At 37.2% G+C, this 25840-nt stretch carries 21 protein-coding genes; 20 read left to right on the forward strand and 1 reads right to left on the reverse strand.

Annotated elements, in window-relative coordinates; translation table 11 throughout:
• Positions 1–291 precede the first annotated feature (291 nt).
• Together FHY45_RS10680 and FHY45_RS10685 are read left to right on the forward strand one after the other, a co-directional pair.
• Positions 292–915, forward strand: coding sequence for an ECF transporter S component (locus FHY45_RS10680; RefSeq protein WP_066103455.1), 624 nt, complete (start codon positions 292–294; stop codon positions 913–915).
• 395 nt (positions 916–1310) lie between these two features.
• A complete protein-coding gene (locus FHY45_RS10685) occupies positions 1311–2024 on the forward strand; it encodes an AAA family ATPase (RefSeq protein ID WP_066103458.1) in 714 nt (237 codons plus the stop codon).
• Between the two features lie 174 nt (positions 2025–2198).
• On the opposite strand, the gene FHY45_RS10690 is transcribed toward FHY45_RS10685, so the two are convergent.
• Positions 2199–3791, reverse strand: a complete 1593-nt coding sequence (locus FHY45_RS10690) for an ABC-F family ATP-binding cassette domain-containing protein (RefSeq protein ID WP_066103460.1) — start codon at positions 3789–3791, stop codon at positions 2199–2201.
• Positions 3792–4142: 351 nt separating this feature from the next.
• Between FHY45_RS10690 and FHY45_RS21140 the strand changes: the two genes are divergently transcribed.
• The 18 genes from FHY45_RS21140 (at position 4143) to FHY45_RS10780 (ending at position 25643) form a co-directional block, all read left to right on the forward strand.
• Entirely contained in the window at positions 4143–5012 is an 870-nt protein-coding gene (locus FHY45_RS21140; protein ID WP_306821551.1) for a 3D domain-containing protein, read from the forward strand.
• Positions 5013–5256: 244 nt separating this feature from the next.
• Complete coding sequence (locus tag FHY45_RS10700; protein WP_139891857.1) at positions 5257–6351, forward strand: SEC-C metal-binding domain-containing protein; 1095 nt, start codon at positions 5257–5259, stop codon at positions 6349–6351.
• 175 nt (positions 6352–6526) lie between these two features.
• Entirely contained in the window at positions 6527–7078 is a 552-nt protein-coding gene (locus tag FHY45_RS10705) for a mismatch-specific DNA-glycosylase (protein WP_066103469.1), read from the forward strand.
• Between the two features lie 220 nt (positions 7079–7298).
• A complete protein-coding gene (locus tag FHY45_RS10710) occupies positions 7299–7499 on the forward strand; it encodes a cold-shock protein (protein WP_066103471.1) in 201 nt (66 codons plus the stop codon).
• Between the two features lie 81 nt (positions 7500–7580).
• Positions 7581–7778 (forward strand): cold-shock protein, encoded by a 198-nt coding sequence (locus tag FHY45_RS10715; RefSeq protein WP_066103474.1) that lies wholly within the window; start codon positions 7581–7583, stop codon positions 7776–7778.
• 172 nt (positions 7779–7950) lie between these two features.
• The gene (locus tag FHY45_RS10720; protein ID WP_225983575.1) at positions 7951–8607 is read left to right on the forward strand and encodes a GTP pyrophosphokinase; all 657 of its coding nucleotides are present in this window, start codon (positions 7951–7953) and stop codon (positions 8605–8607) included.
• Positions 8608–8690: 83 nt separating this feature from the next.
• Entirely contained in the window at positions 8691–9107 is a 417-nt protein-coding gene (locus FHY45_RS10725; RefSeq protein WP_066103476.1) for a CBS domain-containing protein, read from the forward strand.
• A gap of 265 nt (positions 9108–9372) precedes the next feature.
• Positions 9373–11682, forward strand: a complete 2310-nt coding sequence (locus FHY45_RS10730; protein WP_139891858.1) for an ATP-dependent DNA helicase — start codon at positions 9373–9375, stop codon at positions 11680–11682.
• A 12-nt stretch (positions 11683–11694) separates the two neighbouring features.
• A complete protein-coding gene (locus tag FHY45_RS10735; RefSeq protein WP_066103479.1) occupies positions 11695–12171 on the forward strand; it encodes a dCTP deaminase/dUTPase family protein in 477 nt (158 codons plus the stop codon).
• A gap of 104 nt (positions 12172–12275) precedes the next feature.
• A complete protein-coding gene (locus FHY45_RS10740) occupies positions 12276–12425 on the forward strand; it encodes a lmo0937 family membrane protein (RefSeq protein WP_139063809.1) in 150 nt (49 codons plus the stop codon).
• A gap of 367 nt (positions 12426–12792) precedes the next feature.
• Complete coding sequence (locus FHY45_RS10745; protein ID WP_066103480.1) at positions 12793–13938, forward strand: histidine kinase N-terminal domain-containing protein; 1146 nt, start codon at positions 12793–12795, stop codon at positions 13936–13938.
• Positions 13939–14580: 642 nt separating this feature from the next.
• Positions 14581–16134 carry an acyl-CoA synthetase gene (locus FHY45_RS10750; protein WP_139891859.1) on the forward strand — a complete coding sequence of 518 codons (1554 nt, stop codon included), beginning with the start codon at positions 14581–14583 and terminating at the stop codon, positions 16132–16134.
• Positions 16135–17003: 869 nt separating this feature from the next.
• A complete protein-coding gene (locus tag FHY45_RS10755) occupies positions 17004–17876 on the forward strand; it encodes a R2-like ligand-binding oxidase (RefSeq protein ID WP_139891860.1) in 873 nt (290 codons plus the stop codon).
• Positions 17877–17905: 29 nt separating this feature from the next.
• Positions 17906–19423, forward strand: coding sequence for an aldehyde dehydrogenase family protein (locus FHY45_RS10760; protein ID WP_139891861.1), 1518 nt, complete (start codon positions 17906–17908; stop codon positions 19421–19423).
• A 35-nt stretch (positions 19424–19458) separates the two neighbouring features.
• Positions 19459–20661, forward strand: coding sequence for an iron-containing alcohol dehydrogenase (locus FHY45_RS10765; protein ID WP_139891862.1), 1203 nt, complete (start codon positions 19459–19461; stop codon positions 20659–20661).
• 44 nt (positions 20662–20705) lie between these two features.
• Positions 20706–22223 (forward strand): class I adenylate-forming enzyme family protein, encoded by a 1518-nt coding sequence (locus FHY45_RS10770; protein ID WP_139891863.1) that lies wholly within the window; start codon positions 20706–20708, stop codon positions 22221–22223.
• A 98-nt stretch (positions 22224–22321) separates the two neighbouring features.
• On the forward strand, positions 22322–24463 hold the full coding sequence (locus FHY45_RS10775) for a sigma 54-interacting transcriptional regulator (RefSeq protein WP_257469026.1): 2142 nt from the start codon (positions 22322–22324) through the stop codon (positions 24461–24463).
• A gap of 91 nt (positions 24464–24554) precedes the next feature.
• On the forward strand, positions 24555–25643 hold the full coding sequence (locus tag FHY45_RS10780) for a CaiB/BaiF CoA transferase family protein (protein ID WP_066103489.1): 1089 nt from the start codon (positions 24555–24557) through the stop codon (positions 25641–25643).
• The last annotated feature ends 197 nt before the right edge of the window (positions 25644–25840 follow it).

Here is a 25840-nt window from a genome sequence, read left to right on the forward strand (position 1 = left end):
AATTCAGCCGAATTCAGCAATAATTGAGCGAATCAGTAAGGAAATAGAGCGGATTAGTTTTCCATTGGATATTTTCTCAATCTTTAGGATGTATAGCGATAAATGAACATCCCATGAGTACAATTATGTAATTCAGTATCTGTAAGGGTTTTTTCACATATTTAAGATTTACATTAAATTTTGAATCCTCAAAGCGAAATATCTTTACATACCAAATAATTTATCCTTATAATTTAATTTACTAATCAAAAGATAATTTAAAGAAATTTGATTACTGAAGGAGTTAGAAAGTTGAAAATAAAAGACTTTACTTTAACAGCCATTTTTTTATCTATTATTCTATTATTTGCGTTTACACCATTTGGTTTTATTCATTTAGGTGTAATTAAAGCAACCTTAATTCATATTCCAATTATTATTGCCTCTATTATTTTAGGCCCAAAGATAGGTGCGTTATTGGGATTAGTATTTGGATTTACTAGTATTGCTGTAAATACGATTACTCCGACATTATTATCATTTGCTTTTTCACCAGCAATTCCCGTATTAGGAACAGATCAAGGAAGTTTTTGGGCGTTATTTATTGCCATTGTTCCAAGAGTAATGATTGGATTTATACCTTACTATATTTTTAAAGCATTTCGTAATGCTATAACAAAGAAAAATTCGCTTCAAAAACCTGCTTTATTTATTACAGCTTTAGTGTCCACTTTTATGCATACATTCTTGGTTATGGGTTCTATTACCTTTCTATTTCAGGATGCCTATGCAGAGGCTATTAACGCTGGCAGTACAAGTGCCATTTATAAAGCTGTTTTAACTGTGTTTTTTACAAATGGACTTGCCGAAGCACTCCTTGCCGGGATGGTAACGATGGCGGTAGTTCCGCCTTTATTAAAGATTTCGAGAAGATAAACTCATGTCACTATTTCTGAATATCAATTAAGAAATGTCAAACTCACATATTAATTTGAACGCCATTTTGAATATCAATATTCAAAATGGCGTTTTTTATAGTTGCTGTTTGGATTGAACTTATTATCAAGTGTTATAGAAGTTACTAAGTATAGAGTAATTTCAAGGAAAATAAGCAGTACGTGTCGTCTATAATCAATTTTTCCAACTACGCGGCTTTATACTATTTTCGTGGGATTAAATTGTGAAAAGTAATGATATTTTGTATATAATTGTTAAATAAAGCGATCCGATTTGATTGTCGAATGCTATGCATGGTTTATTATCTTTTTCATTCAGTTAAAGGGACGTTTTATTCGAAAAAAAAGTAAAAAAGGAAATCGTAGGTGATAGTGTTGTTCTTAAAGAGAATTCAACTTGAGCATGAAAACATACCTTCTTATAATGAGTATCCTTTCTCTATTCCTTCAATAAAGAATCTTCACCAATTGAATTTGAAAATCAATGTTACATTTTTTGTTGGGGAAAACGGTTCAGGAAAATCTACACTTCTAGAAGCAATTGCTGATAAATGTCAGTTTAATACAGCAGGTGGAGGGCGGAATAATACTTATAATGTTCATGCTTCAGAATCCGCACTTGGCGAATATATAAGGCTTTCGTGGCTTCCTAAAGTCACAGACGGTTTTTTTCTTAGAGCAGAGTCATTTTATAATTTTGCTTCTCATATTGATGAAGTAAAAGCTTATAATGCCTATGGCGGACGTTCTTTGCATCAACAATCTCATGGCGAGTCTTTTTTGTCCCTCTTTTTAAACCGATTTAAAGGGAGAGCCATCTATTTATTAGATGAACCAGAAGCTGCCTTATCACCCCAGCGACAACTTTCATTTTTGAAAATCTTACATGATTTAGTCACTGCAGGGGACAGTCAATTTATAATCGCTACACATTCTCCAATTCTTTTAGGATATCCCAACGCCACAATTCTAAGTTTTGATAACGATACAATTAAAGAGATAGATTATGAAATGACAGATCACTATCAAATAACGAATTACTTTTTACAAAATAGACACAAGTTTTTGCGAGAGATATTAGAAGATTAATCATCCAGAAGACACCGTATGTAGTCGTTTGATTAAGATTAAGGCTTTAATTATGGAGTATGAAATACAGAAGGATTTAAGCTGTTTTGTAATTTTTTATATTTAACAAGGCACTAATCCAAATTATAAGAAAAAGACTATCAGTTAAAATTCACTGATAGTCTTTTGCATTCATTACTTTTTAACTGTCTCTAAATACTCATCATACGTCATTTGTTTGTCGATGATGCCATCTGGAGTAATTTCGATAATACGGTTTGCAATCGTTTGGATAAACTGGTGGTCATGAGATGTGAAGATCATGGCACCTTTGAAATTAATCATACCGTTATTGACTGCTGTGATGGATTCCAAGTCTAGATGGTTCGTCGGTTCATCCAAAAGAAGAACATTTGCTCCGCTGAGCATCATTTTGGATAGCATACAACGAACTTTTTCGCCACCGGAAAGAACAGACGGTTTCTTCATTACTTCTTCACCAGAGAAGAGCATTCTTCCGAGGAAACCACGAAGGAATGATTCGCTTTCATCCTGTGGAGAGAATTGACGAAGCCAATCCACTAGAGTTTGCTCGTTTCCTTCAAAGAACTCAGAGTTGTCTTTAGGGAAGTAGGATTGTGAAGTTGTAACTCCCCATTTGAATGTTCCTTCATCAGCTTCCATTTCACCCATTAGGATTTTAAATAGAGCTGTTTTGGCATTATCATTTTGACCAACTAAAGCGATTTTGTCGTCTTTATTCATAATAAAGCTAACATTGTTCAGTACCTTTTCTCCATCAATCGTTTTGGATAGACCTTCTACACGCAGAAGATCATTACCAATTTCGCGCTCTGGAGTGAAGTGTACATATGGATAACGGCGGGATGAAGGTCTAATATCATCGAGCGTAATCTTTTCCAATAATTTTTTACGGGAAGTGGCCTGTTTAGATTTAGAAGCATTAGCACTGAAACGGGCAACGAATGCTTGTAATTCCTTAATCTTTTCTTCCTTTTTCTTATTGGACTCAGCTGTTAATTTTTGTGCCAATTGGCTGGACTCATACCAGAAATCATAGTTTCCGACATACAATTGGATTTTTCCGAAATCAAGGTCTGCAATATGTGTACATACTTTATTCAAGAAATGACGGTCATGGGATACAACAATTACCGTATTCTCAAAGTTGATTAAAAATTCTTCAAGCCATTGAATAGCTTTGATATCAAGGTGGTTGGTAGGCTCATCGAGTAATAATACGTCCGGTTTGCCAAATAAAGCTTGTGCAAGCAATACTTTTACTTTTTCTCCACCATCTAGCTCAGCCATCTTTTTGTTGTGTAATTCTTCTGGTATCCCTAACCCTTTAAGTAGGATTGCTGCATCAGGTTCTGCTTCCCAACCATTCAGTTCAGCAAATTCACCTTCAAGTTCTGCTGCTCTCATACCATCTTCGTCGGAGAAGTTTTCCTTCATATAAATAGCATCTTTTTCTTTCATAACTTCATAAAGTCGGGCATGTCCCATAATAACTACTTGAATCACTTCAATATCTTCATATTCGAAGTGGTTTTGCTTTAAGACTGTAAGGCGCTCTCCAGGGCCAAGGCTGACAGTTCCAGATTGAGGCTCTAGCTCACCTGATAAGATTTTAAGAAAAGTAGATTTTCCGGCACCGTTGGCGCCAATTAATCCATAGCAGTTTCCAGGTGTAAATTTAATATTTACATCTTCGAACAATTTTCGGTCTCCAAAGCGAAGACCTACGTTATTTACAGTAATCATGTATTTCATTTCCTCCGTTTGCTGGTATCTAGCAAATTATATCACCACATGTACACATTTTGAAAGAGAAGTGCTAACATTCTCGTGTTTTAGTCAGAAAACAGCACTTTGACGATGGTAATTTGTGTAAAACAGCTTCTTCGATAGCTATAAAGACAAAAAATCCAGTACTAACAGAATCAATAGATAAAGCGCTTACTGATATACTTTTCTGTAAATTTGTTACATTAACGTAATATTAGTGACATATATGTAATAGGTTTAACATCTATTTGTTCTTAACAACTATTTTAGTTAGCTGGTAGGATAATGTCTGAAATTCATTCGGTCAAAATAAAGGAGGTTAGCCCGATGAATCAATTGATTATTGCAGTATTAATCTCAACATCACTTGCGGGAGTCATACAAGGTGGCTTCGTTTCCTCATCAAATAATAATAAAACTCAACATATAGATCAGCAGCCAACAGCTGAAGTAAGTCAAGTAGTGAAAGATGATTTGACTGATTTTATGTTTATAGATATGCCTGAAAAAAAGACAAGCTCTACAATCATTCAGAATGATAAAGAGTTTGAGCATACTTCATATGAATCTATTAATTCAAGCATTAAAGATACAGAAATGAACATACAATCATCTGCTAACGCTGCTGCCGATGCAACAGATCGAGTCGAAACGAAAGACGTGCAATCGACTGAACGTAGAACAGACTTATCTAAGATAGAAAAGGCTGTAAAGACGGAAAAGACTAAGGAAAATAAGGTTATTAAAACACCTGCAGTTGAAGATAAAGATGAGGTAAAAGAAACATCTGTAAAATCACCAATTGAAGAAGAGGTAAATAAAAATACAGAAACTGCCGTAACTTCTGAAGTTGAAGAAGTAGATGAAGAAATAAATACATCTGCTGAAAACTCTGAGCAGGATGAGAAAATCATTACTGTTAAGGCAACAGCCTATACCGCGGATTGTGAAGGTGGAACTGGTGTCACATACACTGGTATAGATCTTAAAGCTAATCCTAATCAAAAAGTAATTGCTGTTGACCCATCTGTAATTCCACTGGGCACAAAAGTTTATGTGGAAGGGTACGGACATGCAATTGCCGGAGATATTGGAGGAGCAATTAAAGGTAATAAAATTGATGTTTTTATTCCATCACAAAGTGAAGCGGAAGACTGGGGTATTAAAACAGTTGATGTGAAAATTTTGGAAGACTGATAGGTTTTTTGATTGGTCATGAAAAGCAATCCAAGCACGCTGGATTGCTTTTTCCTTTCTATTCTAGTAAAAGAGGGGTAGTATCAATACCATATGTTTTAGTCAATTACATAAGTGTATAGAAGGAATTTAAAATTTAGGAATAGAGCGACAGTTTATTTTTTTCGTGATTTGTAGTAAAATTTAATTCTTTGACGGGGAATTATTATATTTTTAGTTTTTGAATCAATATGGAGGAATTCTGATGACAACTGCAACTGTAGATGAATATAATTTAGAGAGTTTGCTGGATTCATTAAAGATGGATGCTTTAAAGAATATCCGCAGAAATCTAAATTTAAAAAACATGAGTTCATTAAGAAAAAAAGAATTGGTAGCAGCACTGGCTGAGAAAATACCAGCTTCTGTCCCTGAGAAGGTTCAAATGATGGATCTTCATCAATACACAGCTATTGTAGCGATGATGACAAAAAGCGGGATTATGCCAATCGAACAAATTGGACTTGAAAATGTATTTTACTTATCAAGTATCGGATATATCCACCCTTCCAAAGTGGAAGATCAACCAGTGGTTGTAATGCCGACTGAAGTAATGAAACAATTTTACAATTTAAATCCAAAAGAAATCATGACTGTCATTAACCGTAATCAAAAAGTGACAAACATTCTTTTTGGGTTAATTCGTTATTATGGATTTATAGAGGTTGAAAAAGCTCATAAATTGATTGAAGGATATATCCAGGAAGAAGTGGATATTGAATGGCTGCACAATTACATTCGATATTTGGAAGATTTCTATGGAGATTTCCGTCTAGATGATGAATATATTATTCATGATACTATCAAGGAATTAGATGGATTTAAACAGGCTCAGGCAAGCAGAGTAGGCTTGAAATACTACCATATTCCTGCTGAAACTATGGTAAACGTGAACCGGTACGAGCCATTTGAAAGAACAGAGCAAATGGTTGAATTCATTCACTATTTATCAGATACGTATTCTTTGAAACAAGAAGAAGCAGCAGAATTGGCAGACCGTTTTATCTTTAAAGTTCAATTCGGAGAATCCTTGCCTGATGTGGTGAAATGGTTTGGAGAACAAATTGAATTTGAGTCAGAAAAAGATATTAATGCACTGGTTGAAAAAATGGTTACTGTCGTAAACAATACAAGACTATGGATTTTAAAAGGTCACACACCTTCTGAATTATCCTCTCCATCTGCTAGTAAACCTGCAGCTTCTGCTCCAGTTCTAAAAACTCAACCAAAAGTAGGCAGAAATGAACCTTGCCCATGCGGCAGCGGCAAAAAATATAAAAAATGCTGCGGTAAAGCTTAATCTCATACAGGTAACTTGTGAACATGGTGTGTACCTCGTGGCGTTTGCTACGGGGGATATGCCGTGTTTTTTATTTTTAACAAAGAAGTAGATGTAAGAACAGTCATAAGTTGATTACTTTATCATCATTCTTAAATGCGTTATAATCATCCAAAATAGAGCGAGGAGGGTATGAATGGAGGATTTTGAATCTTTAACATTGCCAACCTATATCAAGCCTGGATTGGATATTGTATTTTGTGGGATTAATCCTGGCAGAATTTCTGCTCTAAAAGGGTATCATTTTGCGAATCCAGCGAATTTGTTTTGGAAGGGTTTGTATTTGGGTGGCATTACGCCGTATCAGTTTAAACCTGAGGAGACGGCAAAGCTCTTGGACTATGGTTACGGAATAACTGATATTGTCGGCAGGGCAACAAGATCTTCTTCTGATTTGAAAAAAGATGAATTTATAGAGGGTGCGGCTGACCTAAGGAATTTAATCACTCAATACAAGCCTAAATGTTTATGCTTCATTGGGATTACTGCCTTCCGCTATGCAACAAACCGTCTTAAAGGCAAAGTAGAACCAGGTCTTCAGGACGGCTTGTTTTTTGCTACACCTGATTGGGAAGGCTGCTATATCTTTGTTGTTCCATCTACAAGCGGGGTAAATGCCCATTATACGAGAGAAGAACGAATAGACTATTTCCGGCAATTATATGAGTGGAATAAATCTCAAAAATAAATAGGTATAATATCTGCTGACAGAGGCATGATATGGTTAGAAAGTTCAGCAGATTATTGACATTTCTGAAAATGTGCCGTATTATAAGGTATAATGTTTATCTTTATAAAATTGACCGTAAATAGACATTCACTTATTATAAAGTGTTCTCTTTTTTACAGAGCGGTACTTTTTATAATAGGTGAATCTTTATTTATCACACATTTTTGGAGGTAACAAAATGAAAAACGGTAAAGTAAAATGGTTTAATGCAGAAAAAGGTTTCGGATTCATTGAAGTTGAAGGCGAAAATGATGTATTCGTACATTTCTCCGCTATTCAAGGCGAAGGTTTCAAATCTCTAGAAGAAGGCCAAAGCGTACAGTTCGACGTAACAGAAGGCGCTCGCGGACCTCAAGCTGAAAACGTAATTAAGCTTTAAGAAGTATGCGAATAAAGGCTATCCCAGGTATGGATAGTCTTTTACTACATAATTAACTTCTAAAAGAAAGGTGTGCCGGTTATGTATAATCGAAAAAATGTTGAGGAAATAATCCCTGAAGAAACGAAGGTGTGGGAATGTACTTCTGATGATTGTAACGGTTGGGTACGTGACAATTTCAAAGCTACAGCAACACCTAAGTGTCCATTATGTGGTAGTGAGATGACAGAAGGAATTAAAATGCTTCAAGCGATTAATAATCCTAGACGGAACGATTAAGCCGTCCAGCTTTCTCACAGAAACAGACCATTGAATATGTGGTCTGTTTTTTTTGTCTTGTTTTTTATTTTGTGAATTTAACAGTATTTTCAATAGATCAAAATGAAACCATTTATTCGTCTTAATCGTATGTAGGGGTATGTAAACACTACAGAAAAGAGGTATCCCAACTGTGAATTTGCCTTATGAACAAGAATTAAATGAATGGAAAGAATTTTTAATTGGCTATAAGTTTGCATTAAGTGAAATGAATACAAAACTGGAAATATTAAATCAGGAGTTTGAATTGATTCACAATTACAATCCAATCGAACATATTAAATCGAGAATGAAAAGTCCACAGAGTATTATGAAAAAATTAAAACGAAAAAACCTAGATATTACGGTTGAAAATGCACAGCAGAATGTCCGTGATATAGCCGGGATTCGTATTTCCTGTTCGTTTACGACGGATATTTATGCGATTGTAGATGCCCTTGGAAAACAGGATGATATACATATTATTGAGATTAAAGATTATATTAAAAACCCTAAGTCAAACGGGTATAGGAGCCTTCATTTGATTACGGAAATACCAGTGTTTTTTTCGAACTGTAAAAAATGGATGCCGGTGGAAATACAAATTAGAACCATTGCCATGGACTTTTGGGCGAGCCTGGAACATAAAATTTATTATAAATTCTCTAAGGATGTACCTGAGCATCTACTCCAAGAATTAAAAGGGTCTGCCGATATGATTGCAGAATTGGACGATAAAATGCTCAGAATTAATGAAGAAGTTCAGATATATAAAGATATTGATAAATTAATGAGTGAAACCAAACTTTAATTAACCTCCTTCTTCCATTAAAAAAATGTGTCAAAAAGGTAAAAAAGGGGAAGATAGAGGTAAAAGGAAGTGAGGTATAGCTCATGACGATGTTAAGAGAAATTATGACCACAAATGTAGACTATGTTACACCGCTTGATAATGTATATGAGGTTGCTTTGAAAATGAAAGAAGATAATGTAGGAATCATTCCTGTCTGTGAGGATAATACATTGATTGGCATCATTACGGACCGCGATCTGGTTGTGGACGGAATTGCTGAAAAACGGCCAGGTTCAACTAGGGTAACAGATGTGATGCATCAAAATGTTGTGACTGCAAACCCTGATACAACAGAGGAGGAAGCAGCTGCACTAATGGCTCAACATCAAATTAGGCGTCTGCCTGTCCTGGAAAACGGTAAACTTGTTGGAATTGTATCCTTAGGTGATTTGGCCGTAAGCTATACCGGTAATGACGAAGCCGGTGAAGCTTTGCAGGATATTTCAGAAGAAAATTAAGAAAAAGCCGAGTATATATATTCTTCATAAAAGCGGAAATTAGAAATATTCATATTAAGTGATTATGTGACAAGGCAATCAAACAAAACAGGGTATTCTCAAAATCTGAGAATACCCTGTTTTAGTTACTATTAAGGGTGAAGCAAAGAGATTTCAATAGTCCCTACTTTATATGAATGATGTTCTTTCAATTTCATTTAAGTAAGAACATCTGTACCCTATATGGTATGATAATGGTACTATGACGCAGGTTGGGTGAGTGTACATGTTAGGTGAGTATCATATATCCATTAGACAGTTAGTTGAATATGTTTATCGGGGCGGCGATTTGGACGGACGTTTTCGCACGGCCAGTTCTATGATTGAGGGGACAAGAATTCATCAAAGAAGACAAGCAGAATATGAGGAGAACGATGAAAAAGAGGTACCTCTTAATCTGATAATGGAATACGGGGATATTCTTTATGAGATTGAAGGAAGATGTGATGGTATTTTACATAGGCGAGAAGGAACAGTCATTGAGGAAATTAAATCAACCTCTGGAGCTCTTGATGGGATTGATGAAAATACATACCCTGTACACTGGGCTCAGGCAATGTGTTATGGCTATATATACTGTTTGAATGAAGGTCTGAAACATATTGATATACAATTGACTTACGTACAAATATTGACTAATCAAACAGCCTCGTTTCGCAAAACCCTAACATTTAAAGAATTAGAACAATTTCTAACTCAAGTACTCGAAAACTTTACACCATTTGCAATCCTGCAATTAAAGATACGGAGAGAAAAGCTCAATTCAGCAGCAAAAATTGAATTTCCGTTCGGAAATTTTAGAAAGGGACAGCGAAAGCTCATAGGAGCAGCCTGGAAAACCATTTCTGAACGAAAAAAATTATTCGCATTGGCGCCAACTGGCATTGGAAAGACCATTTCTTTTATATTTCCATCCATAAAAATGATGGGAGAAATAGACCATAAGATTGAACGATTTTTCTATTTAACAGCCAAAACAATTACGAGGCAAGTGGCTGAGGATACACTAAACATCTTAATTGGCAAAGGTTTAAAAGTGAAAACTGTTACCCTTACAGCTAAGGATAAAATGTGTCCTGATTGCACCTCTGGCCAATGTATATATGGGGAGGGGCATTATGACCGAATTAATGCTGCTGTTTTGGATATTTTAGAAAATGAATGGTTAATGGATAGAGAAACAATTCTGGAATACGCTCAGCGCCACCGAGTATGTCCTTTTGAATATTCGATTGAATTAGCATACCTGGCAGACATTGTGATTTGCGATTATAATTATATTTTTGATCCACGAGTATTCTTGAAACGACTATCTGATGAGCAAAAGAAACGAACTGTAATTCTGGTTGATGAAGCGCATAATCTGGTGGAACGCGGCCGGGAAATGTTTTCTGCAGAGTTGGAAAAGAAAGCATTTCTAGATATAAAAAGGGCGTACGGCCAATTGAATCCAGAGCTATCAAATGCAGCTAAAGTAATTAATGCATTATTGATTCAGCAAAGGAAGAAATTGGGCGAAAGGAAATCAGCTGCTTATTCGGAAAAGCCGGACGAGTTGCTGGATGCACTGGAAGATTTCGTACTTCATGCCGGTGCTCAATTAACCAGGTATGGAGAAAATCATACGTCAAATGAAATTGATTTATTAGAAACCTTTTTTCAATCACAGAATTTCCTACGGATAGCTAAGTATTATAATGAGCATTATACGACGCATGTAATAAAGGGAAGCAATAATGTATACTTAAAGCTGTTTTGTTTGGATCCTGCTTTAAATTTGCAAAAGATGACGAAGGGATTTGCTTCCACTCTATTCTTCTCGGCTACATTGACGCCAATTGGCTATTACATGGATGCATTAGGAAGTGGTGATGGGGATTATCGGATTCAAATCGGTTCACCATTTTCCCCAGATCAGTTGGATATAGCAATACAGCCGCTTTCTACAAGATTCCATGATCGCTCGGTATCTAGTGTTCAAATTGCCAGAACCATTCATGCAATTACAAAAAACAGAGGTAATTTTTTAGTGTTTTTCCCGTCCTACCAATTTTTAAGAATGGTTATGGACGAACTGGAGGAATTTGAGGAACCTTCTAAAATTCTGATACAAAATCAAGGAATGAGTGAGCAGGAAAGAGAAGATTTTCTGTCAGCCTTTGAAGAGAACCTAGATATTCCTGTAATTGGCTTTACAGTATTAGGCGGAATCTTTTCTGAAGGAATCGACCTGGTTGGCAATAGATTGAGTGGGGTTATCATAATTGGAGTTGGATTGCCTCAATTAAATGAAGAAAGAAACTTAATTCGCGACTATTATCACTCAAAAAGTAAAAATGGATTTGATTACGCGTATGTTTATCCGGGGATGAACAAAGTATTGCAGGCTGCAGGTCGATTAATTCGCAGTGAACAGGATACAGGTACGCTTACTTTAATAGATGATCGATTTTTAACCGATAAATATCAATCTTTGTTTCCTGAAATGTGGAGTCAGTTTAAAATTATTAATAGTTACAAGGATATTGTTACATAAAAGGAGATTTATATGAAAGAGCAAAAAGTAAGAGGATTCGAAGTTGTTAATTCTGCGTATATCAAGGTTCAAATGACGGAGGATGAAGTCAAGCTCCCAATGCGCGGAGATGCCGGATCAGCAGGATATGATTTTTTTTCAAACGAAACCATTACATTGAATGTTGGAGGAAAGCATCTGTTTTGGACTAACGTCAAAGCCTATATGCAGCAAAATGAATTATTGGAGATACATATCAGAAGTAGTTTGGGAGTGAAATATGGGCTAGTTCTATCAAATGGGACAGGCATTATTGATTCTTCCTACTATGGAAACCCTGAAAATGATGGGAATATTGGTATTTCCATTACTAATCGCGGAGAAGCTCCGGTTCTTGTAAAAAAAGGGGACAGGATTGCACAGGGTATTTTTAAACAGTATCTATTAGCAGATGAGGATCAAGTACTACATGCAAGCAGAACCGGTGGATTTGGTTCAACCAAACGCTGATTGGTACGGTAATAAATTGTTATTAATAATCGCTTTTGTTTTAAATCTTTTCAAATGGGTAAAAATAGGTAAATGAAACCCTTATTGGAAGAGAGATGATTCAAATGCTTTGGACATTAGTTGGAATCTTATTGGCTATATGGTTATTAGGTCTTATATTTAAAATTGGCGGAGCAATTATCCATGTTTTCTTAATAGTGGCTGCGTTAGTACTTGTTTATAATATTATTAAAAACAGAATTTCGCAAAGGTGAATAGGCAGATCTAAAACTAAAGAAATCACATTAACTATATCAGCCAATTAATTGAGGACTATATAAGGACATTGCTTCCTATATATAGTCCTTTTTAGATGGACAGAATTGAGTATGTTTCGTTACTCGAGTTGTTTTTTGATTATCATTAAACATCTGACCTTATTTTTTACCTCTTTACATAGACGATAAAGCAAAGAAAAGTATATTTTAAGCGAAAAAATGGAATTACACGAAAGTAATCATTTTACATGAATATTACAATATTCTCAATCTGGAGATGTTTTAAAGTTAGTAAAGGATATCAGGTGTATTTGTCGAATATAGAACATACATGTAAAGCTAAGTGAAATGGTGGTCTAATGGAATGGAGCCAATTTTATTAAAGCAAAGTGAATATCAACAGCTGATTGAGGATTTATTGATTAAAGAAGAGGCGAGTTTATTTCAGGAGTATTTAGATTCGATTAAGGCGCCGAATAAAGAGGATTATCTAGAATCTTTGAAACAACCGCGTAAGATTATGTTTATGCAATTGATTGACACGATAAACGGGAAAATATCTGAAAGCCAAATTAAGGAAATGGCGGCAAGCACAGCCGTTGAGCGAATGGATGATATTAATATAGGAGATGTCTTATATAATATCAATCAGGGGCGCAGAATATTTGTGAATTTTGTGCTGAAGATGGATATACCGTCTTATGTACTACAAAGTACAGTTAATAATATCAATAGACAATTTGACACATTCAGCTATGAAATGGTTTCGACCTGTATACACTTAAAAAATCAAGTCATTGATCAGAAGACTACGTTCATCAATGAAAACCATAAGGATAAATTAGCACTGCTCGGCCAAATATCATCAAGCTTTGTGCATGAATTCCGTAATCCGCTTACTGCTGTAATGGGCTTTAATAAGATTTTGAGAAAAGAATTTCCGGATATGAAATACTTGGATATCATGGAATATGAGCTTAATCAATTAAATTTTCGCATTAGCCAATTTTTGCACACATCAAAGGCTGAATTCAATGAAGAGATTATCATGGATATATCAATCAGAGATCTGATTGAAGAGATTAAACAATTAAGCTATGCGAACATTATCGACACCAATGTTAAGGTTGAAATCGATGTTCCGGAAGATTTAATTATAAAGGCAAGCAGAAATGGATTGAAGCAGGTTGCCCTTAATCTGTTTGTTAACTCAATTGATGCCTTGAAAAATCAGCCGCCTCAGCGTGTGATTAAAGTAAAATCCACAATTAAGAACAATCAATTAGTGATAAGTTTGTCCAATAATGGCCCAATGATTGCAAATGATATTATTGAGTCGATCTTTGAGCCATTTTTCACTACGAAGGAATTAGGTACGGGTATTGGCCTGTATGTATGCAAAAAAATTATTGATAGTTATAATGGAGACTTATTATGCACATCCAATCCAGAATGGACGGAATTCAGTATTTATCTGCCCGATTCTATCATTATCAATCCTCCGCAGTGAGTTCTATTTAAGAGCTCTTTATTGTTCGGATTCGTTTTTCAAATTTGATATGGGTCATTTACATTTATTCGGTTAGTAATTAAAAATACCTCTAAAAGCAGTCCGGAGAGGCTGACAGGGCTGTATGAATGACTCAGGATCAATACGCTGTTTATTTGTATATGTAATAGAAATTAAGCAGCACTTACCCAATATGGGCAGGTGCTGTTTTTTATGGGTAATTATGTTTTAAAAGAAAAAGAGCAAGAGCAAGCATTCTCACAGGAACAGTAATAAAAGCTTATTATGGCGCTCGGATTTAGATTCTATTAATCCACGTCGTTTTACACAATGGACAAGAAAGAAGAAGAGAAATTTGTATATTTCCATCAGATTCCATTTTCATGGATATCAAAATCGACGGGGATAAATGTGTTAGACTATCAAACACCTGTAATCATTGATGTGTGTGATTTGAAGACATGAATAATTGAACATTAGCGTGTGATTGCCAAAATACAGGTTGGCATCATAATTGCATTATTGTAAGTGATGGCAAAATACAATGGATGCTTGCCAATTCCCCATAGAGGATGATTTCATATTGAACCATTTAAGTGATTTTGTTCAAATAAATTAAAGTTTAAATATGGAGGGATTTATGTGACGACATCTAATTTGGATTTATCCAGATCATTGTTGATCGGAGAGTATCTACGCAGGTCAGCACACACAGCTCATGAGAGAGAGGCATACATATTTGGCAGTGAGAGACGGACCTATCGTGAGGCAGAGAAAAGAGCAACCCACTTAGCGGGTTGGTTGCAGGAAAATGGAATAGGATATCAGGATAAGGTTGGATTTATGCTCTTGAATGGACTTCCTTTTATTGATGTTTTCTTTGCCACCTCATTGGTGGGAGCATTGGGAGTTCCAATAAATTTTCGCCTCACAAAAGATGAGCTAGCATATATCATAGGGCAATCTGAGTGTAAAATATTATTTGTTGATCACGTTTTTTTACCTGTGATTGAGTCGATACGATCACAAATTCAGCTTGTAGACAGTATAGTTATCGTGAATGGAGATTCTTCCTCTTCCCATATACCATATGAGACAATATATGACCGCTCCTCAACGTATCGCCCATGCAATTCATTATCGGGTGATGATGGTGCGCTTATTATTTATACTTCAGGTACAACTGGGCGTCCAAAAGGAGCAGTTTTAACTCATCAAAATATGTGCATGAATGGGATGAACCAAGTCGTCACAGCAGGACTTAGCTCGAATTTTAAGCAATTATTAGTTGCTCCCTTATTTCACATTGCTGCTCTATCAACTCTTTTATACCCCATTAATGGAACTACCGTGATTCATTCACAATTCAACCCCGAAGCAGTACTTCAAACCATCGAGAAAGAGCGAATTAATTTTATCTTTTTAGCACCGACCATGTGGCATATGCTTGTAGAATTCCCTTCGATTGAAGACTATGATCTAACATCATTAGAAAGGTGTGCCGCTGGGAGTGCACCCTGTTCTCTATTATTGAAAGAGAAGATAACAAAATATTTTCCAAATGGGAAACTGCGCGATCCTTTTGGACAAACAGAAATGAGCCCAGTTACCACCTGTCTTCAGCCAGAGGACTCTATTAGGAAAAATTCATCCGTTGGTAAGCCGGTGGTCAACGTAGAAGTCCGGGTTGTTGATGACCATATGAATGATGTTCCGCTCGGGGATGTAGGTGAAATTGTCTACCGTGGACCAACCGTTATGAAAGAATATTATAAAAACCCAGAGGCAACAAGAGAGGCATTCCATGGAGGATGGTTTCATAGCGGGGATTTAGTTCGGATGGATGATGAAGGGTTTATTTATGTCGTTGACCGTAAAAAAGATATGATTATTAGTGGAGGAGAGAATATCTATCCAGCCGAAATCGAACAAGTCTTAAATAGGCATGCCAAAGTGGTTGAAAGTGCTGTGGTCGGTGCAGTTGATGAAAAATGGGGAGAAGTGGTTCAAGCATATATCGTTCTGAAGTCTGGTGAAACAATGACAGAGGAAGAAGTCATTCTCTTTTGCCAGAATCATTTGGCATCCTATAAAAAGCCTAAGCTGGTACATTTCGTAGATTCATTGCCAAGAAACGCAGCTGGGAAAATTGTTAAGACAGTCCTTAGAAAGGGATATTCAGAGACAGAAAAGTAGATAAGGTCAGTCATTTGAGCATGAGGCAGTGAGAGGCATATTTAGTGGCTAATCACTGCCTTTATTTATGCGACTTTGCTAGTTAAATTTTAATTTATAAGGGAGAAAAAAGGATCAACTATATGTGTCTATCGGGTAATTATCTATACTAATAGGCACGGTAGAATAATAATCGTTATAGTGGCTTAAATATAGAAGTATCTCAAAAATGAAAATCTGCGCTTATTTGGCTTCTTTTCACACATACTCTCACTAATTTGATCATTACAAAGTGGTTTGGCTCAATTATGTTGAAGTTCGGCTCAATAATTAATTAAATCCGCTCTATTACTATTAATCCACGCTTTATTATTTACTTAAAGTACCTTTTAAGCTATGTATATGGATTGATTTTAAATGGGAAATCGTTTTTTCTAAATTAACAAGTCTTAATAAAAGAAGTAATGTATCACTGTTTCCAAAGAATAATAGTTTCAAAATTAAATCCTATGAATAGAAGTGTGGAAATTGATGATAGATTTATTCTATCTTTTTTTAGTTAGCTTACAAATTACAACATATTATGTATAGGTTTTAAGTTACAGTTTAAGTAAAGAAGTTCCGTCTGCAGGTCAAAAAGCCTATGATTGATATTCAAACAGCAAGGAAAAAAGGTTGTTTGGAAATCAATCATTTCTACATAAAAGCCATACTATTTTTCTGATTCTCACATGGATGGTGTGTTGGCACGGAACTTGCAATTAGTTAAGTGAAGGCTGTTCCAAGTGGATGCAACATAATGTAAGCGCTTTATTATTGGTGGGAGGAGGGAATACATACGAAAAGTATCCATGAAAATAAAACTAATTATTCTTAAAGGAGGGATACGAATGCGTGAATATGTAACTACCAAACAAATGATTAAAAAGGATTCACTCCCATATAGGCTATACCAAAAGGCAAAAAGACATGGGATATGGAATCCGGTTGATATTGACTTTAGCCAGGATAAAGAGGATTGGAAAAAGCTAAGTCCTGACCAACAGCAGGAAGTTCTGATTCAATTTGCACAGTTTATTGGCGGGGAGGAAGCTGTCTCGGAGGATATCCTGCCGATGATTATGGCTGTATCCAAAAAAGGATGGTTTGAAGAGGAATCTTACCTATCTACATTCTTATTTGAAGAAGCTAAGCATGCGGAGTTCTTTAGTTTATTTTTAGAAGAAATAGGCGTGACTGAGGATCTCAGCCATCTCCTGACATCCGGGCACAGGAAATTATTTGACGATGTCCTCCCTAAGACAATGAATAGATTACTCGTAGATCAGTCACCTGAAGCAATGCTGGATGCTGCGGTCACATACAATATCTTTGCTGAAGGTGTATTGGCGGAAACGGGATATTGGTTCTTCTATGAAGCTTTATCAAAAGCGAATTTGTTCCCTGGATTTATTGAAGGAATCCGGAATGTAAAGAGGGACGAAGGACGCCATATTGGATTTGGCACATTCCTTATTCAGCGCTTGATTCATGAAAAGCCCGAGTTATTTGATCGTGTCCAAGTAAGACTCCAGGAGTTGCTTCCAATTGCCTATGAGCTGACAACCAGGGAAGATGGGGAAAAAGTGACAAGTCTCGGTATCGAGGAAGGAAAAGCAATGGAATATGCGCTAAAACAATTGAGTGCTCGGATTGAGGTACTATCACGTGCCCAGGAGAAAACGCTGGAAGAAATTCATGAAACTGAAGTTATTTTTGAGTAAGAAAATAGGTAGAAAAGGGAGGATATAGGATGAGTACAGACGTGAAGGTTCAGGAATTTGCACAATTTATTGGTGGAGAATGGACACCAGGCTCTACGGGAGAAATGTTCGATGTCATAAATCCAGCTACATCCGAAGTAATTGCTAAAGTCCCTAAAGGTACAAAAGATGACGTGAATAAAGCTGTCCTAAATGCAAAAGAAGTTTTTGAATCAGGTATATGGTCAAGGAAAACACAAGCAGAGAGAGCGCAAATTATGATGCGTTTTGCCGGTAAAATCAAGGATTATGCACAGGAGTTAATCTATTTGGAGGGAATCAGTACGGGAGCCACCCTGCGTAAAATTGGCGGGGCAGATATTATGCAGCTTATCCTCTCTCTCCAGCAAACAGCCAGCATGTCTCTTGAATATGAGTTTGTGGAGGCATTGCCTGTAAAGCAAATGTTCGGAGCAAACAGAGCCCAGTTAGTTCGGGAACCATTAGGGGTCGTAGCAGCTATTACACCGTTTAATTTTCCTCTTGTATTGGCAATGTGGAAGGTTGCACCTGCAATTGCCATGGGGAATTCCATTATCGTTAAGCCAGCATCAGATACTCCGCTTGGCACATTGAAATTAGCAGAGATTGCTGTCGAAGCAGGTCTTCCTAAAGGAGTTTTCAATGTCATTACCGGATCAGGTTCAGAGGTAGGAGAGGCGCTTGTGACACATCTGGATGTGGAGAAGATTGCGTTCACAGGTTCAACTGAAACAGGAAAGAAAATCATGGAGTTAGCCTCTTCAGGTGTGAAAAAAGTTACGCTCGAGCTTGGCGGGAAGGCACCTGCAATTGTACTTCCAGATGCTGATTTAGAAGTGGCCATACCAGGTATTTTGCTTGGCGTATTTTTCCACGCTGGTCAAGTTTGTGAAGCAAGTACGCGTGTCCTTGTTCATGAATCCATGTATGATACTGTCGTTGAACAGTTAGTTGCAATGAGTGCAAAAATTAAACTGGGTCATCCGCTTGATCCAAATACAGGTATGGGTCCGGTTATTTCAGAAATACAAATGAATAAAATTTTGGGCTATATAGACTCCGGTTTAGAAGAAGGAGCACGTCTTGTTTGTGGTGGTAAAAAAGCAGAAGGACCGGGACTTGATCAAGGATATTTTATTGAGCCTACTATTTTTGCAGATGTCACAAATGATATGAAAATAGCCCGGGAAGAAATCTTTGGACCAGTTCTGTGTGTGATGAAGTATTCAACAGTGGAAGAAGCTATTGAAATCGCAAATGATACGATTTATGGATTAACAGCAGGAGTATGGTCACGTGATGTCGTAAAAGCAAACGAAATTGCCACGCAGCTTAGGGCAGGGACAATTTGGATTAATGAATGGCACGCATTCAGAAATGATGCCCCATTCGGCGGTTATAAACAAAGCGGGCTTGGACGTGAATTGGGAAGTCAGGTTTTCAATGAGTATACAGAGCTGAAAAGTATCATAACCGCACTTACAAATGAAAATGAACAACGGGCAGCTTTAGGGCTGATATTCTAGCATTCTTTTAAAACTAATAGGAATGGGGAGATAAGATGAAGGTTACTTCGTATTATGAATTTATCCATCGATCAATCATTAAGAATGGAGCAGGGTCGCATATACTTATTCCAGACTTAATTCAGTCATTGGGTGGTAAACGTCCGGTTTTATTTTCCGATAAAGGGTTAACCCAGGCTGGACTGACGAAAAAAATACAGCGTTTATTTGAAATGGTGCCTGGCATACAGCTGGCGGGAGTATTTGACGATGTTACTCAGGATGCTAAATCTTCCAATATTAATAATGGTCTGCACTATTTTAAACAATGTAATGGAGACTCTATTATTGCCATCGGTGGTGGTTCGGTCATGGACACGGCGAAAACAATCAAATGGTGTCTTCATAAAAAAGTGGACAAAATTGAACATGCCTTGAATGGAAATGTCATAGAAGTTTGGCCAGAGGCTCAGCATATGGGCATACCTCATATTTCGATTGCGACAACAGCTGGAACAGGCGCCGAAATATCGGGTATTTCGGTTGTTTATAATGAACAATTAGGAGTGAAGTGTAATTTGCTCCATCCATTTATCAATTCAGATATCGCGATTCTTGATCCTGAGTTAACCGTCGGCTTACCGGCTAAAGTTACTGCTTTTACTGGATTGGATGCCTTGACTCATGCTGTGGAAGGGTATTTTTCCAATAACTCAAATACTATGGGAGATGCATTTGCACTCCATTCTGCTAAACTAATTCGAGCCAATTTGGAAACAGCTGTACATGAAGGGAACAATATTGCAGCGCGCGCCAATATGCTCCAGGCGAGCGCTATGGCTATAACAAGTTTTGTCTTAGCTTTTGCCGAAATGCCTATCCATAATATGGCCCATGCCCTGGGTGCAAAGTATGGAATTCCACATGGTCTGGCTAATGCAGTTTTAATGCCGAGTGTTATGAAAAACCTAGCTCCTCTCTATTTACCTAAGATAAAAGAATTTGCTCAGGCGCTTGGCATTGAGAATATTGCCGATACCGAGGAAGAGTGCTTACAGCAATGTATAGAAGAAATTGAAGCACTTCGTAAAGCTGTAAACTTACCAGATGATTTTTCTGAATATAACATTGAATCTGCCGATATATCGGAACTTATATCTGCTGTCCAAAATGATCCTTCTGGTCAAACCTATCGTTTGCCAGAAGAGGTAATTGAGCAGGTTTGCCGAGAGGTTTTAGGCACAAAAGTAAGTGTTTAATAGGCGGAAATATAGATTCTATATTTTAAGGAGGTAGTTAATTTTTGAATATTGTTGAACTGCTAACGTCCACTGTGTCGCGTTTGCCCAATCAGCCCGCTATTCATTACCGGGAACAAGTGATGACTTATCAAGAGCTGAGAGATCAAATTTTCAGTGTTGCAGCCGGGTTAAAAAATAAAGGCATTACTCAGGAGACAAAAGTAGCGTTGATGATGACCAATCGACCGGAATATATCATTACGTATTTTGCTATATTAGCAACTGGTGCAACAGTCGTACCCATTAACCCTACCTTTAAAGAAAAAGAAACAACCTATATTATTAATGATTCGGAATCGGAATATTTAATTACGGAAGTTGCTGCATCCGCTGTCATTCAAAACTCTATGAATGACTTTAAACAGATGAAAGAAATCTATTATTTTGGAGAAGAGGAAAATCATCCATTTACTGACTGGCAGGAATTGCAGTCTCTATCTCCTATCAGCAAGGTGGCCCCTGTTCATGCGGAGGATGTCGCGCAAATCATTTATACATCCGGGACAACCGGTAATCCAAAGGGAGCCATGATTACACATGCCAACTTGAATTGGATGACAATTACGGCAGCCGTCATTAATCAATTAACGCCAAAAGACAGGGTCCTTTGTGTATTGCCTCTTTTTCATGCTTATGCCAAATTACAAGGATTCCTAGCGCCGATTGCCCACGGAAGTACGATTTATTTAGAGGAACGTTTTCATCCTGTTGATACACTTGAAAAGATATCAAACTATCAAATCTCGATATTCTTGGGCGTCCCAACTATGTATGCTTTCTTTCTTCAAAATCCAGCCATTTCAGATTTAGACTTTTCTCATCTTCGGACAGCTGGTTGTGGTGGTGCGAGTTTGCCTGCTGAGATCCTCCATAAGACCAATCAATCACTTGGTGTAGAAATATCAGAAGGATATGGTCTGACAGAAAGTACAGTTATGCTAATGACCACACCTCGAGATATGGCTAAAAAATTGAATTCTGTTGGAGTGCCTATTCCTGGCGTCGATTTGAAAATTGTTGACCCGGAAGGTGAGGAAGTAGAGTCTCACGCGGTAGGGGAGATTATTTTCAGAGGACCGAACATGATGAAGGGCTACTATAAGAAGGAAGATGATACGATTAACACGATTAAAGATGGATGGTTATATACTGGTGATTTGGCCTATTATGATGAAGATGGATACCATTTTATTGTGGACCGGAAGAAGGACATGATCATCAGAGGCGGCTTTAATATTTACCCGCGTGAGTTAGAGGAAGTATTGTACACGCACCCTGATATTTTGGAGTGTTCCGTTATTGGCAGGCCTGATCCGGTCTTTGGCGAAAAAACGGTGGCCTATGTAGCAAAGAAAAAACCAGAGTTACAGGAAGAAGAGGTAGTTTCCTATTGTAAAGAGAGACTGGCAGAGTATAAGGTTCCTGATTATATTTGTTTTATTGACCAACTACCGAAATCGGGAACAGGAAAAATGCTAAAAACTGTTTTAAAAGATTACGATAAAAATACTATTAAATAATAAATGATTTCAGTGGGGCAAAATCCTGATTCTTTATGGAGAAGGATTTTGCCGATTTTTATTCCCTTCCTATATTTAGAGGAGTTTTACACGTATTTGTGGAAAACGTATATAGAATCTTAAAGGGGGAGAAAACTATAAAGCCCGTTAAAGAAATTATGAGTCCGCTCGAACATTGTTTATCACCAACGAACACATTGATGGAAGCGCTATCTATCATGTACAAGCAAAAGTGGAATACAATCCCGGTGACAAACAGTTCAGGTAAACTGATTGGCGTATTTACAAGAAGTTCATTGTACCAAATGATTCTGTCTGATGTTTCAAAAGATACGACAATCAGTGAGTATATCAAAAAAGATGTAGGAACGGTTTTGGAGGATGTGAACGCTGAACTGTTGGAAAAGTTAATATCAAAAAGCAGGGTTGGCACGGGGATTGTTGTGAACAAACAGGGTGCACCTGTAGGTATTTTTACAAAAACAAATGCGGTTATGAATTACGTGAGAGAAACGAAATTATTAAAAGAACAGCTTGAAAAAGTTTTACAAACATCCAATTTGGGAGCCATTATGACAGATGGAAAAAATCAAATTATCTTTGTGAATGAAAAAATCACTGAGATGATTGGAATCCCTTATTCATCACTCATCAATGAGAACCTCGAGATTTATATCCCTCAATTAGATCACTTTTCCGAGAAAATGGAAGCTCATTTTCCAATGGTTTTTCAATCCGAACATTATATGGTACGTCTGTCGAAGTATGATTTAGAAAATGGTAAACAGGGGTATATCACACTTTTTCAAAATGTATCTGAATTAGAGAATTTAACAAGAGAATTAAAATTTCAAAAGAAATGGAAAACCCTTTTGCAATCAGTTATCCATAATGCTTATGATGGCCTCGTCATGATTAATGAAAACGAAGAAGTTACTTTTATCAGCCCCTCGTTAATTGAGCTGTTTGATCTTTATGAACAGCAATTGGATATGAGGGAAATCGAATCGGTTTTACCACATCTTCATTTGCCGCATGTGATGAAAACGGGTGTAGCGGAAGTAAGTGAGTTTATGCAGGTTAAAGGAATAGACTATATCGTTCACCGTATACCCGTTTATCAGGATGAGCAAATTATCGGTGCCATTGGTAAAATCGTTTATCGCCAACTGCACGAAGTCCGTGAGTTATTCAAAAGTGCAGAGATAAATGATAGGAAGAATCTGAATCCTACCAAGCTTGAGAAATCAAGATTTACTTTTGATCAAATCCTGTCACACGATAAGCAAATGGATAAGCTTATGAGGAGTGGGATGAAAGCAGCCAAGGTAAAGACCACGGTATTAATTTTTGGGGAAAGCGGAACAGGTAAAGAGTTGTTTGCCCATGCCATCCATAGTGCCAGTCCATTTGGAAAGGGTCCGTTTATTACGGTGAACTGCGCAGCTATACCAGAGCATTTATTGGAGTCAGAGTTTTTTGGATATGAAGAAGGCGCTTTTACAGGCGCTAAACATAAAGGGAAGATCGGCAAATTTGATATGGCTAATGGTGGCACACTTTTTCTCGATGAGATTGGGGATATGTCCTTACCCATTCAGGCCAAGCTGCTTCGTGTCCTGCAAGAAAGAGAGTTTTACAGAGTAGGCGGAACAGAACGGATCAGTGTAAATGTCCGAATCATTGCCGCTACCAATCGTCCCTTGGAAAAAATGGTTGCTGAAGGGGAATTTAGGGAGGATTTATTTTACCGCTTGAATGTCATATCCTTCGAGATTCCTCCGTTAAGGCGGAGAAAAAAGGATATTCTCCTCCTAAGCGAAGCTTTTATTAAAGAATTTAATAAACAAAACGGGACAAGTATTACAGGGTGGAACCCATTGTTCGAGAAAGCAATATTGGAGTATGACTGGCCCGGAAATATCCGGGAATTGCGGAATGTTTGGGAGAGAGCCATGATTTTTGCAGAGGATGGCAAAGTCGGCCTAGAGGACATTCCAGAATATATTCTGCAGAAAGTTGGCTATGATTTTTTCTTGAATGAAGAGGAGGAAGATGAAACACAGCCTTTATTAGAGAAAGCGGAGCAGATGGCCATACAAAAAGCATTGGAAATGTCAGGAGGGAATAAAAGTAAGGCCTGTCTTCTGCTTGGAATCAGCCGATCTGTATTGTATGACAAGCTAAAGAAGTATGATTGGTTACTGCCTGAATCTTCCCACTTAAAACAGCAGAAATGAAGGTGTTTGAAAATCAGACATTCTTTATGGATGGGATAAATTCTATATTTTAACAGGATATGAATTAGGTGAATTTAAGGAGGAAGCGTACATGCTTAAGGGAATTAAAGTAGTTGATTTCACCCAAAACTTGCCCGGACCCTATGCAACCCTGCGGCTGGCAGATTTAGGAGCAGAAGTCATTAAAATAGAGCCTCCAACTGGAGATCATGCGCGTATGCCATTGGAGGATGATCAAAAAGAAAATTATCTTTTCCGGTGTATGAACCGAAATAAAAATAGCTTGGCCCTAGATTTGAAAAACGAAGCGGACAAAGAATTGGCGATTGAGTTGATCCGTAATTCAGACATTTTAATTGAAAGCTACCGTCCTGGTGTAATGGCTCGCTTAGGGCTTGGATACGAAGATATAAAAGTCCTGCATCCATCGCTTATTTATTGCTCCTTATCCGGCTATGGTCAAAAAGGAACCATGCACCAACTAGGCAGCCATGATTTGAATTACATGGCTCTTAGCGGTGTATTAGCTCAGTTAAAGGATGGGAATGGCAGACCCATTCAACCGTCACTTACATTTGCTGATTTGATCGGTGGAACTTCAGCAACCGAAGCTATACTAGGTGCCCTCTTTCAAAGAGAACGATCAGGCAGTGGAAGCTATTTAGATATTGCTTTATTGGACACGACTGCTGCATTAATGAATTACCATGTGTTTATTGAATCAGCAACAGGCAGAAAAAACGGAATCCCTACTTTAAATGGTAATGTGATTTGTTATGGGATTTATGAAACCAAAGATCACAGGTATATGACGTTATGTGCGTTGGAGACAAAGTTTTGGAGAAATTTTTGCGCGGCAACAAGACAGGATGTATGGATAAATGCTCAATTTTCTAAGCCGACTAAGCAAAATGAAGTTTATCAGGAAATAGTTCAATTGTTTGCAAGTAAAACATTCGAGGAATGGATTCATTTCTCTATGGAAGTGGATTGCTGCATGGCGCCTGTCCTTGAAGCCGATGAGCTAAGCGAACATATCTATATGAAGGACAGAAATCTAATTCACGAGAAAGATTCATATCGATATATGGTGACTGGATTTCAATCAGGAGCATTTTCAAATGAAATAATCGGTACCTATCCAAAGCTTGGCCAGCATAATCGAACCTATCAAAAATAAACGCTAGTAAACTGCTGTGTATGAATACCGGCAGTTTTTTCTTTATAGATTGATAATTAGCGTATTTTGCTAGGCGCCGTTTAAACCAACCTGCTACAGCAAGCGACAATGGACGAAACGAGACACTAATGAATGGGAAGGTGTACAGATTTCATACAACCAATCTCACAATCTGGCGGAATACCCATTTAACAAGT

Source organism: Bacillus sp. D386, assembly GCF_006346415.1.

Bases quoted from the DNA above. Each gene is read 5' to 3' on its own strand.
- FHY45_RS10690 (WP_066103460.1), bottom strand. From the start codon at position 3,791: ATGATTACTGTAAATAACGTAGGTCTTCGCTTTGGAGACCGAAAATTG.
- FHY45_RS21140 (WP_306821551.1), top strand. From the start codon at position 4,143: ATGAATCAATTGATTATTGCAGTATTAATCTCAACATCACTTGCGGGA.
- FHY45_RS10700 (WP_139891857.1), top strand. From the start codon at position 5,257: ATGACAACTGCAACTGTAGATGAATATAATTTAGAGAGTTTGCTGGAT.
- FHY45_RS10705 (WP_066103469.1), top strand. From the start codon at position 6,527: ATGGAGGATTTTGAATCTTTAACATTGCCAACCTATATCAAGCCTGGA.
- FHY45_RS10710 (WP_066103471.1), top strand. From the start codon at position 7,299: ATGAAAAACGGTAAAGTAAAATGGTTTAATGCAGAAAAAGGTTTCGGA.
- FHY45_RS10715 (WP_066103474.1), top strand. From the start codon at position 7,581: ATGTATAATCGAAAAAATGTTGAGGAAATAATCCCTGAAGAAACGAAG.
- FHY45_RS10725 (WP_066103476.1), top strand. From the start codon at position 8,691: ATGACGATGTTAAGAGAAATTATGACCACAAATGTAGACTATGTTACA.
- FHY45_RS10730 (WP_139891858.1), top strand. From the start codon at position 9,373: ATGTTAGGTGAGTATCATATATCCATTAGACAGTTAGTTGAATATGTT.
- FHY45_RS10735 (WP_066103479.1), top strand. From the start codon at position 11,695: ATGAAAGAGCAAAAAGTAAGAGGATTCGAAGTTGTTAATTCTGCGTAT.
- FHY45_RS10740 (WP_139063809.1), top strand. From the start codon at position 12,276: ATGCTTTGGACATTAGTTGGAATCTTATTGGCTATATGGTTATTAGGT.
- FHY45_RS10745 (WP_066103480.1), top strand. From the start codon at position 12,793: ATGGAGCCAATTTTATTAAAGCAAAGTGAATATCAACAGCTGATTGAG.
- FHY45_RS10755 (WP_139891860.1), top strand. From the start codon at position 17,004: ATGCGTGAATATGTAACTACCAAACAAATGATTAAAAAGGATTCACTC.
- FHY45_RS10760 (WP_139891861.1), top strand. From the start codon at position 17,906: ATGAGTACAGACGTGAAGGTTCAGGAATTTGCACAATTTATTGGTGGA.
- FHY45_RS10765 (WP_139891862.1), top strand. From the start codon at position 19,459: ATGAAGGTTACTTCGTATTATGAATTTATCCATCGATCAATCATTAAG.
- FHY45_RS10780 (WP_066103489.1), top strand. From the start codon at position 24,555: ATGCTTAAGGGAATTAAAGTAGTTGATTTCACCCAAAACTTGCCCGGA.